This window comes from Caballeronia fortuita, from assembly GCF_001544835.2.
Taxonomy (GTDB): Bacteria; Pseudomonadota; Gammaproteobacteria; order Burkholderiales; family Burkholderiaceae; genus Caballeronia; species Caballeronia fortuita.
Map to the genome: position 1 here is coordinate 261,434 of NZ_FCNX02000003.1, position 14,737 is coordinate 276,170.

Annotated in this window: 13 protein-coding genes; 7 read left to right on the plus strand and 6 right to left on the minus strand. The window is 62.4% G+C overall.

Translation table 11 applies throughout. From position 1 onward, the window contains the following. Positions 1–16: 16 nt before the first annotated feature. The 3 genes from AWB77_RS08180 to AWB77_RS08190 form a co-directional block, all read right to left on the minus strand. Positions 17–1,078 (minus strand): glycosyltransferase family 2 protein, encoded by a 1,062-nt coding sequence (locus AWB77_RS08180; RefSeq protein WP_244158493.1) that lies wholly within the window; start codon positions 1,076–1,078, stop codon positions 17–19. Between the two features lie 641 nt (positions 1,079–1,719). Next, positions 1,720–1,932, minus strand: a complete 213-nt coding sequence (locus AWB77_RS08185) for a hypothetical protein (protein WP_061133905.1) — start codon at positions 1,930–1,932, stop codon at positions 1,720–1,722. A gap of 75 nt (positions 1,933–2,007) precedes the next feature. Then, entirely contained in the window at positions 2,008–3,060 is a 1,053-nt protein-coding gene (locus AWB77_RS08190) for a LacI family DNA-binding transcriptional regulator (protein WP_061133906.1), read from the minus strand. A 149-nt stretch (positions 3,061–3,209) separates the two neighbouring features. Here AWB77_RS08190 and AWB77_RS08195 point away from each other — a divergent pair, with 149 nt between their 5' ends. Continuing rightward, complete coding sequence (locus AWB77_RS08195; protein ID WP_061133907.1) at positions 3,210–4,286, plus strand: fatty acid desaturase family protein; 1,077 nt, start codon at positions 3,210–3,212, stop codon at positions 4,284–4,286. A 17-nt stretch (positions 4,287–4,303) separates the two neighbouring features. Next, on the plus strand, positions 4,304–4,612 hold the full coding sequence (locus AWB77_RS08200; RefSeq protein WP_061134091.1) for a non-heme iron oxygenase ferredoxin subunit: 309 nt from the start codon (positions 4,304–4,306) through the stop codon (positions 4,610–4,612). A gap of 33 nt (positions 4,613–4,645) precedes the next feature. Here the strand turns inward: AWB77_RS08200 and AWB77_RS08205 are convergent, their stop codons facing one another. Beyond that, the gene (locus tag AWB77_RS08205) at positions 4,646–6,601 is read right to left on the minus strand and encodes a methyl-accepting chemotaxis protein (protein WP_061133908.1); all 1,956 of its coding nucleotides are present in this window, start codon (positions 6,599–6,601) and stop codon (positions 4,646–4,648) included. Positions 6,602–6,984: 383 nt separating this feature from the next. Here AWB77_RS08205 and AWB77_RS08210 point away from each other — a divergent pair, with 383 nt between their 5' ends. Further along, on the plus strand, positions 6,985–8,274 hold the full coding sequence (locus AWB77_RS08210; protein WP_061133909.1) for an MFS transporter: 1,290 nt from the start codon (positions 6,985–6,987) through the stop codon (positions 8,272–8,274). A gap of 80 nt (positions 8,275–8,354) precedes the next feature. Here the strand turns inward: AWB77_RS08210 and AWB77_RS08215 are convergent, their stop codons facing one another. Further along, complete coding sequence (locus tag AWB77_RS08215; RefSeq protein WP_061133910.1) at positions 8,355–9,344, minus strand: LacI family DNA-binding transcriptional regulator; 990 nt, start codon at positions 9,342–9,344, stop codon at positions 8,355–8,357. 197 nt (positions 9,345–9,541) lie between these two features. On the opposite strand from AWB77_RS08215, the gene AWB77_RS08220 reads away from it, so the two are divergent. The 3 genes from AWB77_RS08220 (at position 9,542) to AWB77_RS08230 (ending at position 12,868) form a co-directional block, all read left to right on the plus strand. After that, positions 9,542–10,372, plus strand: coding sequence for an NAD-dependent epimerase/dehydratase family protein (locus AWB77_RS08220; protein ID WP_061133911.1), 831 nt, complete (start codon positions 9,542–9,544; stop codon positions 10,370–10,372). Further along, the gene (locus AWB77_RS08225; RefSeq protein ID WP_061133912.1) at positions 10,369–11,277 is read left to right on the plus strand and encodes an SMP-30/gluconolactonase/LRE family protein; all 909 of its coding nucleotides are present in this window, start codon (positions 10,369–10,371) and stop codon (positions 11,275–11,277) included. Before AWB77_RS08220 ends, AWB77_RS08225 begins: the two co-directional genes overlap by 4 nt. 244 nt (positions 11,278–11,521) lie before the next feature. Next, a complete protein-coding gene (locus AWB77_RS08230) occupies positions 11,522–12,868 on the plus strand; it encodes an MFS transporter (RefSeq protein ID WP_061133913.1) in 1,347 nt (448 codons plus the stop codon). Positions 12,869–12,917: 49 nt separating this feature from the next. Here the strand turns inward: AWB77_RS08230 and AWB77_RS08235 are convergent, their stop codons facing one another. Next, entirely contained in the window at positions 12,918–13,679 is a 762-nt protein-coding gene (locus AWB77_RS08235; RefSeq protein ID WP_096031100.1) for a FadR/GntR family transcriptional regulator, read from the minus strand. Positions 13,680–13,823: 144 nt separating this feature from the next. Between AWB77_RS08235 and AWB77_RS08240 the strand changes: the two genes are divergently transcribed. Next, a complete protein-coding gene (locus AWB77_RS08240) occupies positions 13,824–14,669 on the plus strand; it encodes an NAD-dependent epimerase/dehydratase family protein (RefSeq protein ID WP_061133915.1) in 846 nt (281 codons plus the stop codon). Positions 14,670–14,737: the final 68 nt, after the last annotated feature.

Genomic DNA, 14,737 nt, shown 5'->3' on the forward strand with positions numbered 1-14,737 from the left:
CGCTTCGATTCACCGCTCAACCGCTCAACTGATTCGACGTGCTCGGGCGCCGTGCTCGCTGATGATGATCGAGGCTACGTCGCAACACTTTCTTCACGAGCCCTTTGAGGAAGTGAATGGAGCGATCGGCGCGGACGTTCAGATCGAAAGGCTTGAGTTCGACCACCTGACGTCCACCGCGCGCAGTGAGCTTTTCGCGCATCTTGCGATGATCGACGGCCATCGCGGTGAGCGTCTCCGAAGCCTGTTTGAACGATGCACGATCGACGCGCGCGCATACGTGGCATGCGCGCTGAAAGAGTTTATCGAAGACGGTCAGCCAGAATTCGTCCATCTCGCCGCCGTCGCAATGCGCGAGCGCTTCCTGTCCGGTGACGCGCAGATTGTGCATGTCGCGCAGTTTCGCCGTCTGCGTGATGCTGCCGAAGCGGCGGCGATAGCCGATCAACGGCGTGGCGATCCGATAGATGCTCTTCGCACGAAGATAGGTCGAGGGCACGAGCGCCATGTCCTCGTAATTTCGTCCGACGGGAAACGGCGCCGCGTCGAACAGATCGGTGCGATACACGCGCGCCCATGCGAATGTGTGGAACCGGTTGGCGAATTCCTGAAGCGCCGCGCGGTCCATCGGGTGACCGCCGCTCGTCGTCTCATCGGCGAGCTGGATTTCGTCGAGTTCGCGCCCATCGTCGTTGATGATCTTGACGTTGTATTCGACCACGTCCCACCTGCGCTCGGCGAGAAGCGGGATCATGGCTTCGCTGAAGTCCTTCAGATAGATATCGTCGCCGTCGAGGAAACCGACATAAGGCGTGCGCACGGCGGCGAGGCCGGTATTGCGCGCGGCGCTCAAGCCGCCGTTTTCCTGGTGAATCAATTCGATGTGCACGCCGCGATCGCGCTCGACGACCGCTTGCGCTGCCGCATAGGTTTCGTCGGGAGAACCGTCATCGACGACGATGATCTTGATCGCGTCGATATAAGGCTGGGACAGGAGAGATTCGAGCGCTTCCTCGATGTATCCCTCGATGTTGTAAGCCGCCACGACGATGCTGAGCAGCGGACTGGTGTCTCGCAAGGAGTCACTCTCATACGGCATAGATGACGCTCTCCGTCGAATGTTTGGGCTCTGCCTCCGCGCATGCATGATGCGAAGAGTCGTTGACATGCAGTTGCTCTGATGGATGTGGCTGGATCGACGTATCGCGCGACGCACGCCGCGTACCAGGCGCTTGCGATTCGTTCGAAATGCCAGTGCCGCACATGACGGATCAAGGGCGGATGCCGCTTCGGGCTCGCGCATGATTAAGTTCGTGCGGCGCTTTATTCTTGGAGCATGTCACGTCATGTGGCGGGCCCCGGGTTTCCCGGCCTGACGTGCATGTCGATAGAACAACCGTTAATAGATTGGCTAGTGCTGCAAGGGTTCCCCAAGCGCCTATGCTAGCCGTTTCACGCGACGAAGCGATGACGAAGCGCTTCGAGACATACTAGTGGAAAACAACTCGCTGCGGCGCATCGTTCAAAGCGGTACGCGAAGTCCCGCAAACGTTATCGTCCGCGATGCGTCTCGCTCCGTGCGCTGGGCCACATGCGTGGAACATCTCGCATGATAAGGCGTGACAAACGGTTTCATCGTGCAAGCAACTGTAGCAACAGGCTGCATATTTTTCCGTTTGTAGGATAAAAACGTCGTGCATGAGGAAATAATTCCCTGATTCAACGATGCGTATAGACCGATTGCCCGAGTGCTTGCGGTGACGGCTGCGTCGCCCAGCCGCTTTGCAAGTTTTCGTAGGAATGGGCGGACTGTCCTGACTTCGCGTTCGACGTTGCGCCGTCCGCGGACTTCGACGGCGCGGGCGATTGCGCATAAGACAGCATCGGGACCGATACGGCGGCGGCGAGAAGTGCAGCTGCGAGCTTCTTCATGATTGTTCTCCTTGAACGAATGGACCTCGCCAGGAAGACTAAGCACGAAGAATGAGTTGATCGTGAGCGCTTCGCTCAGACGTTCTCCGGCGTATAGAGCTGTGCCGGCAAAGGGTACTGGCTCGCTTGTGCAGCTTCACCGGGCAACGCCTGCAACGCGCGCAGCATCGCCTGAATGGAAGTTTCGGCGATGCGCTGAAGCGGTGTATCGATGACGAGATCGATGATGCCTTCGACGAGCGCCTCATAGCGGTCCGGCATCAGATCGCTGCACACCGTGACGATGCGGCGTTCTCGCGCTTCTTCGCGCAGCGCGCGAATCACGCCGCCCACGCCGCCGCCGGGAATGTATAGACCCGCAAGATCGGCATGACGCGCAAGCATCGCGAGCGTCGCTTCATAGGCGAGTTGTCGGTCTTCGAGATTGATCTGCGTATCGAGCACGCGCAGACCGGGCGCATGTTCACGCAGATACGAACGGAAGCTGATCTCGCAGCTTTCTTGTCCGAGATAGCGCGGCGTGCCGACGAACACGCCGACCGTGCCTTCGTCCCGACGCGTGAGCCGGCTCACCGCCCACGCCGCCGTGCGTCCGCTCTTGCGCGGATCGACGCCGATATAGCCCGCACGCAACGGCGCGCTCAGATCCGACAGCAGTGTGACCGTGGGCTTGCCCTGCGCATGAAGCGCTTCGATTGCAGCCGTCACGTGCGGATGATCCACCGCGACCACGCCGAGCGCATCCGCCTGCTCGCCGAGCGAAAGCAGCGTGCGCGCGATGGAAGCCGGATCGAGCTCGTCCATGTATTCGATGATTGCATCGCAATGCTCGGGCTCATGACGTGCGGCCGCATCCGTGAGAACGCGCGCGAAAGTCTGATAGAACGGATCGGCGCGCTTCTGCAGACAAAAGCCCATCGTGTAGCGCTGCCGTTGCTCGCCTCGCTGGGCCCGCAGACGATCGCGCATGAGTCCCGCGCCGTGATAGCCGATGCGTTCCGCCGCTTCGATCACGCGCAACGCAGTGCCTTCGCGCACGTTGATGCGCCCGTTGAACACGCGATCGACCGTGGCAGGGCTCACGCCTGCCGCTTCGGCCACGGACTGGAGTGTGGGACGCTTGCTCATCGTTGATGTAATTGATGTGTTTTCGATCCGCGCGATGATGCTTAAAGATAGCAAATGCGCGCGGGTATTGCGCCCACAATGCGCTCGCTTCTATCATCGATCGAACACTAATGAATGATGTAATTCCAATCATCGGTTGAGGTGACGTGATGGAATCGGAGCAAGCGCAGGGCGTGGGCTCTCGCGATGGATATCGCGATTACCAGTTGATCGGCGGCGCGGGCGAACGCGCGAAGGCCGCGGGACTCGTCAATGCGCAGTGGTACAAGTGCGCGGTGCCCCGTCCGCTCATGAAGAGCCTGATGCAACGCGGCGACGCGCGCGCCATTCGCGACACGCTGATCTGGTATGCATCGATCATTGCGAGCGGCGTGCTTGCGTGGTTCGCATGGCAAGCGCATTCACTCTGGGCTGTTCCCGCGTTTCTTCTCTACGGCGCGCTCTATTGCGGCCCCGCCGATTCACGCTGGCACGAGAGCGGTCATGGCACCGCGTTCAAGACATCGTGGATGAACAAGGTGCTTTATCAGGCGGCTTCGTTTCAGGTGTTTCGCCGTCCGACCATCTGGCGCTGGAGTCACGCCCGACATCACACGGATACGCTGGTGGTCGGGCGCGACCGCGAGATCGCGGTGCCGCTGCCGACGGACTGGCTGAGTCTCGCGCTGAACGTGTTCGCGCTGAAGCACGCGGCGGCCGAAGTGCCGAAGATCATTTCGGGTGCGTTCGGCGATATTGGCGAAGAGGAAAAGACGTATGTGCCGGAATCGGAATGGCGCAAGGTTATTCTCGAAGCGCGCATCACGCTCGGGATTTACGTTGCGGTGATCGCCGCGTGCTTCGTCTTCGGTTCGATTCTGCCGCTGCTTTACATCGGCTTGCCGAGTCTCTACGGCGCGTGGCTCTATTTATTCTTCGGTCTCACGCAACATGCGGGCATGCCCGAGAACGTGCTCGATCATCGCAAGAACTGCCGCACGGTCATGATGAATCCCGTGTTCAGGTTCCTCTATCTGAACATGAACTACCACGTCGAGCATCACATGTTTCCGATGGTGCCGTATCACGCGCTGCCGCGCCTGCACGAAGCGGTGAAGCACGAAATGCCGCCGCCGTATGCAAGCACGATTGCGGCCTATGCGGAGATCATTCCGGCGCTCGTTCGGCAGACGCGCGATCCGTCTTATCACGTCGTGCGGCCGATGCCCGCCGCGACTCAGGCATGAACAAGGAGACGACTCCCATGACGCAATGGATCGAGGCTGCAGCGATGAACGACATCGAAGACGAAGACGTGATGCGTTTCGATCACGATGGCCGCACCTTCGCTATCTATCGCGTGAACGATGCCGTCTACGCGAGCGACGGCCTCTGCACGCACGAGCACGTCCATCTGAGCGATGGCTTCGTGATGGACCATGTCATCGAATGCCCGAAGCATAACGGGCGTTTCGATATCCGTGATGGCAGGCCGCTATGCGCGCCTGTTTGCGAAAAGCTGCGCACGTACCCCGCGAAAGTGGAGGGCGGGCGCATCTTCATCGAGATCTGACGATGACATTGCGCGCCATGCCACCACGATGCATCACACGCGGAACATGCTGACGACCCGCGCGAGACGCTCGGCCTGATCGCGCAACTCGGCGGTGGAGTGCTCCGCTTCGCCGACGAGCGCCGCGTTCTGCTGCGTCGCCTCGCCGATCAGCATGACCGCGCTGTTCACCTGCTCGATGCCGCTCGCCTGTTCGCGCGATGCAACGCCGATCTCGTCGACGATCGCATTCACGCGCGAGACGCGCTCGACGATGCCGCCCATCGTGCTGCTCGCTTCCTCGGCGATCTTGTAGCCGCGCGCCACCTTCGCGGCCGATTCGGCGATCAGCACTTCGATCTCCTTCACCGCGCCCGCGCTGCGTTGCGCGAGCGCGCGCACTTCCGATGCGACGACGGCGAAGCCCTTGCCATGCTCGCCTGCGCGCGCCGCTTCAACGGCGGCATTCAACGCGAGAATGTTGGTCTGGAACGCGATGCCTTCGATGGTCGCGGTGATGTCGGCGATGCGTCGCGCCGATGCGTCGATCTCGCCCATCGTTTCGACTACGCGTCCGACTGCATCGCCGCCCGCCCGCGCCGCGTCCGATGCCGATGCGACGAGCGTGCCCGCCTGCGCCGTGTTCGCTGCGTTCTGCTGCACCGTGCTCGTGATTTCTTCCATGCTCGCGGCGGTTTCCTCGACGCTCGCCGCTTGCGTGGCGATGCGCGTCGCGATATCGCTGCTGCCCGATGCGATGCGCGCAGTGCCTTCGTTCATGTCGGCCGATGCGCTGCGCACTTGCGCGACGATGCCCGCGAGTCCGCGCGCGATGCCGTCGATCGCACGCATCAGACGGCCGATATCGTCCTCGCGCGCGCTGTCGACACGCACGGTGAGATCGCCCGCCGCGATGCGCTCGGAGGCGCGCGTCACGTCGTCGATGGGACGGCCCACGAGCCGCCTGACCGCATAGAGCAGCACGCCGACGAGCAGCGCCACGACGACGAGCCCGAGCATCAGGAAGCGATTGCGGCTCGCATGCACGTCCGCGAGCAGTTCGTCGCGATAGGCGATGCCGCCGATCATCCACTGCCATTGCGGCACCGTCATATACACGATTTCCTTCGTGCCGCCATGCACGCGTGCGTCCGCGCCTGCGATGTCGACGCCGTCGAACATGAGCTTGCCAACGCGAGCGGCGAGCATCTGCGCGAAGGGCGCGATGCGTTCATCGGCCAGTTCGCCTTTCGAGCCGGGATGCACGAGCAGCTTGCCGCGATTCGCGCCGTTCGACGCATCGACGACGAAGTGATAGCCGCTCGCGCCGATCACGAGTTTCGCGATGTTGTCCTGCAGCGCGGCGAATTCGGCGGTCACGTCCACGCCCACGAAAAGCGCGCCGATCACGCGGCCCGATGCATCGGTGACGGGCTTGTACTCGGTGATGTATTGCTTGCCGAACAGCGCCGCAAGACCGATATACGACTTGCCCGCGAGTATCGGCGCATAGGCCGGGCCTTTGCGGTCGAGCAGCGTGCCGATCGCGCGTGCGCCGTCCTGTTTTTTGAGCGATGTCGTCACGCGCACGAAGTCGTCGCCGGTGCGCGCGAAGATCGTCGCGATCGCGCCGCTTTCCGCGAGGAATGCGTCGGGGATCGCGAAGTCGTTGTTGAGCGGCTGACCGCCCGCGAGAAGCGTTGGCGTCGCGATGACGCCGATGTCCACCGTCCGCGTCTCGTCGAGCGAGAAATCGGCGGGCAGGCGATGCGCGAAGATCGTCATGAAGCGCGTGACTTCCGCGCTGACGGTCTGATCGTAGAGGCCGATCATCGTTGCGATCGAGCGGTTTTCGCTTTCGACGCGCGCGAGCGCATGGGCGTTGACTTGCTCGCCCGCGCTCCGCGTAACGGCGATGGTGAAGAAGGCGACAACGATTGCCGTGAGCGCGCAAGCGAGCACGGCGAATTTGGTCCCGACGTTAGTCCGGGCCAGGGCATTTCGAAGCATGGGGAATGACTGAGCGATAGGAGTTGTATGGCACTTATCGGCATATCTTGCCCGCATCTTTAATTTGCCTTTCTTTGCATTCAAAAGGCTGAATGCAAAATGCCAGGCGGTGCCGCGCACAGCATTTCCTAGAAAACGATTAACTTTCGCGTGGTTCCGTGCGGATCGCCGGCGGCCCCTGCCAAGGGGCAAACCGCTGGCGTTAGGGCAAATACCAGGATAGCCAGCTAGCAGCAAATTCACTATCCTTCAGAAAAACGTTTTCCAAAAAGCAAGGCCGGCTTGCGTTCTTCTAAGACGCACAGCTATCGCCCACGGCGCTCGTCGCCGTTCACGCAACAAGAAACGCGGCACGACGAGCGCCGCCGCGTCCGGAGACTTTCATGAACACTGTCGTTGCCGGCGTCGTGCGTACCGCCAGCCGCTATCGCTGGACCGTGTGCGCGCTGCTTTTCTTCGCCACGGTCATCAACTACATGGACCGGCAGATCCTCGGTCTGCTCGCGCCGATGCTGCAGCACGACATCGGCTGGACGCAGGTGCAATACGGCCGCATCGTGATCGCGTTCTCGGCGTTCTACGCTATCGGTCTGCTGTGCTTCGGGCGTATCGTCGACTGGCTGGGCACGCGCATCTCCTATGCGCTCGCGATGTTCATCTGGAGTATCGCCGCGATGCTGCATGCGGCCGTCGGCTCGGTGATGGGCTTTGCGATGGTTCGCGCGCTGCTCGGCATCGGCGAGGGCGGCAATTTTCCGGCGGCCATCAAGACGACTGCCGAATGGTTTCCGCGCCGTGAACGTGCGCTCGCGACGGGCATCTTCAACTCTGGCGCGAACATCGGCGCGGTGTTCGCACCGGCGCTGATCCCGGCGCTCGCGGTGGCCTTCGGCTGGCGCGCGGCATTCGTGATGGTCGGCGCGATCGGTCTCGTGTGGCTCGTCGTGTGGTTCGTGATGTATCGCCAGCCGGATGGCCGCGCACATGACGACGAAATCGCCGATGAAGGCGACGAAGCCAACGCCGCCGATGCCGCCAACGCGAAAGCGCGCGCGCCGGGCTTCAAGGAACTCATCAGGAAGCGCGAGACGTGGGCGTTCATCGTCGGCAAGTTCCTGACGGATCCGGTGTGGTGGTTCTATCTGTTCTGGCTGCCGAAGTGGCTCAACGAATCGCGCGGCATGGACATGCAGCATATCGGCTTGCCGCTCGTCGTCATCTATGCGATCACGACCATTGGCAGCATCGGCGGCGGCTGGATTTCGTCCGCGCTGCTGCGTGCGGGATGGTCGGTGAACGCCGCGCGCAAGACCGCGATGCTCATCTGCGCATGCGCCGTGTTGCCAATCGCGTTCGTCTCGCAGGCGGAGAATCTCTGGGTCGCGGTGGCGATCGTCGGCCTCGCGGCGGCGGCGCATCAGGGCTGGTCGGCCAATCTCTTCACGACCGCATCGGACCTGTTCCCGCGACGTGCGGTGGGCGCGGTGGTCGGTATCGGCGGCATGGCCGGTTCGATCGGCGGCGTGCTGTTCTCGGAAGTCATCGGCCAGGTGCTGCAACGCACGGGGCATTACTGGGTACTGTTCGCGATCGGCGCATCGGCGTATCTCATCGCCTTCGCGATCATGCACATGCTCACGCCGAAGATGACGCCGGCCAAGCTCGCAGCCTGATCGCCACTTAATCGCTAATTATCAGTATCGATATGCGCCGCGCCGCCCGCACTCGCAACTCGCAGGCAACGCGGCGCGCGTCATGCAGCCGCGGCGGTGGATTCGCGCACGATGAGCCGCGGCTCGAACATGGAGTTGCCGGGATCGGGATGGCCGGCGAGGGCGTCGATGAGCTTCTGCATCGCGAGCTCGCCCATCTTCTCGCTCTGGATGTCGACGGTCGTGAGGCCGGGCGCGGCATACGCGCCGTAAGGAACGTTGTCGATGCCCGTCACCGATACGTCCTGCGGCACGCGAATGCCGAGCGATGCGGCTTCCTTCATGAAGCCGAGCGCGATCAGGTCGTTGTAGCAGATCACCGCCTGCGGCCGCTTCGGTCCGAGCATCACGCGCGAACACGCCTGTTCGCCGGCGAGCGAGGTCGGCGCGTGAGCCTCGTAGATGTCGAGTTCCAGGCCCGCTTCGGCGAGACATTCGCGCGCGCCGCGAATACGTTCGTCGTTGATGCGCGCATGCTCGAAGCCGAGATACGCGATGCGGCGATGCCCGAGGTCGAGCAGATGACGCGTGAGCATGTAAGTGGCAAGAGCGCTGTTGATGCCGACGCTCGGAATGGGCAGCTCGGCGTTGCGCAGGAGCACGACGGGCTTGTCGAGATCGAGCATCCACTGCGCGTTTTCGTCGGGCAGACGCGAGCTGACGAGCAGGCCGTCGACGCGTTGCGCGAGCGCTTCGATCAGCGGCCGTTCGCGCGCCTGGTTTTCGTCGATGTCGACGAGCAGCAGCGTGTAGTCGTGCCGCAGCGCGATGCGGTTCGCGCCTTTCACGACGTTGGTGAAGTGCGGGTTGCTGATGTCGAGGATCGTGAGTCCGATGGTGCGCGTCTTGCCGGTGATCATCGAACGCGCGAGCGGGTTCGAGCGATAGCCTAGCGAATCGATCGCTTCCTTGAGCTTCGCTTCGACCGGCGCGGAGAAGCGTTGCGCACCGTTGATGTACTTGGAGACGGTCGCGACGGAGACGCCCGCCGCGGCGGCGACGTCGCGAATGGTCGGGGAAATTTTCTTCATTTGGAGGGTAACGTTTTCGCAGTGTTACCGAATTGTCGCAGAAATTTGGGAAACGATGACATCGTTTCTTGCTTTTTGCATGCGGCCTTTTGCATGCCAGCGCCAATTGACCGCGCACGCGACGGATCGCTATAGTGCCGAAAACGTTTTCTTCTTTTCTGCTTTCAACGCATCAACACGTATTCGAAGGAGTCTCGATGAATCAGCCAAACGCAGCGGCCAAACCGTTCAAGCGCCTGCTTCTGACCGGCGCGGCCGGCAATCTGGGTCGTCAGTTGCGCGGCGCGCTCGCGCAATGGGCCGATGTCGTGCGGCTTTCCGACATCGCGCCGCTCGACGATGCGGCGAGCCACGAAGAAATCAGCGCCGTCGATCTCGCGGATCGCGACAAGGTGATGCAACTCGTCGAGGGCGTCGATGCGATCGTCCATCTCGGCGGCATTTCCATCGACGCGCCTTTCGACGATCTGATCGAAGCGAATATTCGCGGCACGTACAACATCTATGAGGCGGCGCGCCGTCATGGCGTGAAGCGCATCGTGTTCGCGAGTTCGAACCATGCAATCGGCTTTCATCCGGTGACCGAAGTGCTCGATGCCGACGCGCCGCATCGCCCGGACAGTCTCTATGGCGTGACGAAGTGCTTCGGCGAATCGCTGTCACGCTATTACTTCGACCGCTTCGGGATCGAAACGGTGAACCTGCGCATCGGCTCGTCGTTCGAGGAACCGAAGAATCCGCGCATGCTCGTGACATATCTGAGCTACCGCGATTTCATCGAACTCGTGCGTTGCTCGCTGTTCACGAATCGCGTGGGTCATGCGGTCGTGTATGGCGTGTCGGACAATCCGGTGAAGTGGTGGGACAACGCGAAGGCGGGCTTCCTCGGCTTCAATCCGCAAGACAGCTCCGCGCAATTCAGCGGGCTCTTTCCGGTGACCGGGCCGACGGCTGAACGTGACGATCCCGCGCAGCGCTTCCAGGGCGGCGCGTTCGTGCTCGGCGAGCCGATGGAGCGCAAGCGATGAGCGCCGCCGTGCGCGCGGAGCGGCTCGACGCGGCGGAGCGCGCCACGGTCGGCGAATGTCCGGTGTGGCGCGTGCAGGAAGACGCGCTGTACTGGGTCGATATTCCGGCGCGCAGCATCATCCGGCTGGAGATCGAACGCGCACGGCGTACGGAATGGGCGTTCGACGAACAGGTCGCGTGCGTTGCGTTCGACAAAGCCGGGCGCGTCGTCGCAGGCATGGAAAGCGGCGTGTTCGCCGTGACGCTTTCCGATACGGGCGACGCGCGCGCCGCGAAGCTCGCCGCGCCTTCGTTCCCCGCGACGGGCATGCGCTTCAACGATGGCCGCTGCGACAGGCAAGGGCGCTTCTGGGCTGGAACGATGGTGCAGGACATGTCGCTCGCGAGCCCCGCCGGCGCGCTGTATCGGTTCAATGAAAAGGGCGTGTTGTCTGCGCCGGTCGTCGATGGCCTCATCACGCAGAACGGCCTGGCATGGTCGCCGGACGGCACGACGATGTATCTGTCGGACTCGCATCCGCAGCGCCGCATCGTGTGGGCGTTCGATTTCGATCCCGACACCGGCACGCCGGGCCCACGGCGCGTGTTCGCCGATCTGCATCACTACACGGGCCGGCCTGACGGCGCCGCGGTCGATGCCGACGGCTGTTACTGGACCTGCGCGAACGATGCGGGACGCTTGCTGCGCTTCACGCCGCGCGGCGAACTCGATCGCGAAATCGCGCTGCCCGCGAGCAAACCGTCGATGTGCGCTTTCGGCGGCGGCGATCTGAAAACGCTCTATGTCACGACGATTCGTCCGGCAACCAATGCCACCGACGACGACGGCTACGTGTTCGCTTTGAACCCCGGCGTGCAAGGCTTACCGGAGCCGGAGTACGCGGGAATGTTACCGGTCGCATAAACTGCGCGAAACGGGGCGCATCATGCGCGCCGTACGCAATTTTTTCGCGTTTTTTCAGGGGCGCAAACGTTCGATGCACCGCGCTGGCGCGCATCGAACGGACGGCAAGGTGACGCATCACGTCGCGCTTCGGAACCGATACCAAGAACAAACACCAATGCTTTAAATCCTTCTGAAAGAGTAGTCTCCGCAGGTAATTCGAATACCAGCGATCGACCGATTCTCTAATCCGGAGGAGACATTGATGGACCTTGAAGCTCGCACCATGAAGCGCGTGATGGTTCGCCTCGTGCCGTTCCTGATCCTGTGTTACTTCATCGCCTATCTGGACCGCGTCAACGTCGGCTTTGCCGCGTTGCAGATGAACAAGGCGCTCGGCTTTACCGCGAGCATGTTCGGTTTCGGCGCTGGCATTTTCTTCATCGCCTATTTCTTTTTCGAGGTGCCTTCCAATCTGCTGCTCGAACGATTCGGCGCGCGCCGCTGGATCGCACGCATCATGTTCACGTGGGGCATCCTCGCGGCGGCGATGGCCTACATTCCGCACATCGCGCAGGCGACGGGCCTTTCGAACGCATATGTGTTCTATGGCTTGCGCATTCTGCTCGGCGTAGCGGAAGCGGGCTTCTTTCCGGGCATCATCTTTCTGCTGACCTTGTGGTTTCCGGCGAAGTACCGGGGCCGCGTCGTCGGCTACTTCATGGCGGCGATTCCGTTGTCCACCGTGATCGGCGGGCCGATCTCGGGCGCGCTGCTGCAGATGGACGGCATCAACGGCATGGCGGGCTGGCAATGGCTGTATCTGATCGAAGCGATTCCCGCGCTGCTGCTCGCGTTCGTCGTGTACTTCTATCTGACCGACAGACCCACGGACGCGCACTGGCTCGCGAAGGAAGAACGCGACTGGCTCGTCAATCGTCAGGCGCAGGAGCGGGCGCATCGTGAATCGGTTCATGCGTTCAGCGTGAAGGAAGCGATCTTCAATCCGCGCGTGCTGGCCATCGCGTTGATCTACTTCGGCGCGAATGCGACCAACTACGGCCTGAGTTTCTTCCTGCCGCAGATCGTCAAGTCGTTCGGCCTTACCAACCTGCAGACCGGCTTCGTCACTTCGCTGCCTTATGCGGTCGGCGTCGTCAGCATGGTGCTGTGGGGCCGTCATTCGGATCGGAAACTGGAGCGCCGCTGGCACGTCGCGATTGCGCTGATGGTGGCAGCGGGTGGCATCGCGGCATCGGCGGGGCTCGATAATCCGGTGTTGAAGATGGTTGCTCTGTCGATCGCGGGCTTCGGCATCTTCGGCTGCCTGCCGGTGATCTGGACGCTGCCGGCTTCGTTCCTCTCGGGCGCGGCGGCGGCGGGCGGCATCGCGGCGATCAATTCGCTCGGCAATCTCGCGGGCTTCTTCGGTCCCTATGCGATGGGCTGGATCAAGGACAGCACGGGCGGCTTCGGCGCGGGCTTGCTGTGTCTCGCGGGCGCGGGCATGGTCGGTGTCGCGGCGGTCCTCCTGCTGCATCACGATCAGGCCCTGGAGACGATTTCCGGCGCGCACGATGTGGATGACGGCGAGCCGAACATGGCGCGTTGATTCTGCATTTGGTATGCAAAGGACCGCGTCGATACGTGGTCTTTTGCATTCAATCGGGCGCCGACTGCGCCCGCCGCAATCTCTCCCGGCTATTGATCAGATGCAGACGCATCGCGGTGCGCGCCGAATCGGCATCGCCGCGTTCGATGGCGTCCGCGATCTGCTCGTGCTCGCGATTCACGCGTAGCAGATATTCGGCGTATCGCTCGCGCGGAATCGGCGTTGCAGTGATGCGCGTGCGCGGAATCATGCGCGTGCCCAGATGCTCCATGATCTCGACGAAGTATCGATTGCCCGTCGCGTGTGCGATCTCCATGTGAAAGCGCAGATCGGGCGAGACCGTATCGGCCGCTTGGCCCACGCTCTTCGAAAAGTCGTCGAGGGCCGCGCGCATCGTGGCGAGCCGCGCGGCATCGCAACGCATCGCGGCAAGTCCCGCGCTTTCGGTTTCGAGACTGATGCGCAATTCGAGGATGGCGAGGGCATCGATCGAGCCGGCGACATCGGCGGGATCGAGATGAAGCAGCGACGCCGCGCCCGCCTCGCAGACGAACGTGCCGATGCCATGCCGCGTCTCCACGACGCCGGCCGCCTGCAAACGCGATAGCGCCTCGCGCACGACTGTCCGGCTCACGCCGAAACGCTGCACCATTTCCGCTTCCGTCGCGAGGCGGCTGCCGGCCTTCAATGCTCGTGCGTCGATCTGCGCGCGCAATGCGTCGACGAGTTGCGCAGTCAGGCTGCGTCGCATGCCCGGCGATGCAATCGAGGGTGCATCAAGATCGGCATGAAGATCCGGCAATGGCGTCACGGCGTTCTCGTTGGCGTGGGTTTTACACACGTTGACAAATCGTTCGGCAAATGATGATATGCGGCATGCGGTGATATGACAACGTACAAGAAGACGCGCGCAGGGTAATCCCTAGCGATGACAGCCTTCGGGAGACACAACGCAATGGAACAAGACAAGGGCACGCCGTCCGTCGATGGCGTCGCACGATTCGGCCGTCTGCTACTGACGGGCGCCGCGGGTGGCATCGGCCGCGCGATCCGGCATCGTGTCGCCGAATTTGCGGAACGCGTGCGCATTTCCGACTTGCCCGGCGTCCTGCCGCACGACGCCGCGCCTCACGAAGAACTCGTCCCGTGCGATCTCGCCAACCGGCAGAGCGTCGATGCGCTCGCAAGGGATTGCGACGCGATCGTCCATCTCGGCGGCGTGTCGGTCGAGCGTCCCTTCGAAGAGATTCTCGAAGCCAACATCAAGGGCGTGTTCAATCTCTACGAAGCCGCGCGACGTCAGGGCGTAAAGCGCATCGTGTTCGCGAGCTCGAATCACGTGACGGGTTTCTATCGGCAAGACGAACGAATCGATGCCACCGCGCGCAAGCGTCCCGACGGCTATTACGGCTTGTCCAAGTCGTTCGGCGAAGACATGGCGCAGATGTATTTCGACCGATACGGCATCGAGACGGTGAGCATCCGCATCGGCTCGGTGTTTCCGGAACCGAAGGACCGCCGCATGATGGCGAGCTGGATGAGCTACGACGACTATCACGACCTCTTGCGCCGCAGTCTATTCACGAAGGAGGTCGGCCATACGATCGTCTTCGGCATGTCCGCGAACGCGCACACCTGGTGGGACAACCGCTGCGCCGCGCATCTGGGCTTCGTGCCGCGCGACTCGTCCGAGCAGTTCCGCGACAAGATCGAGGCGACGCCGCCGCCTTCGCCCACGGATCCGGTAGCGGTGCTGCAAGGGGGCGCCTTCACGACGACCGGCCCGTTCGACCCGGTTTAATGCATGCAAGATGCAGTATCACGGCATTCGTAGTATGTCGTCATACATCCCGCGCTGATCGCGGCCGA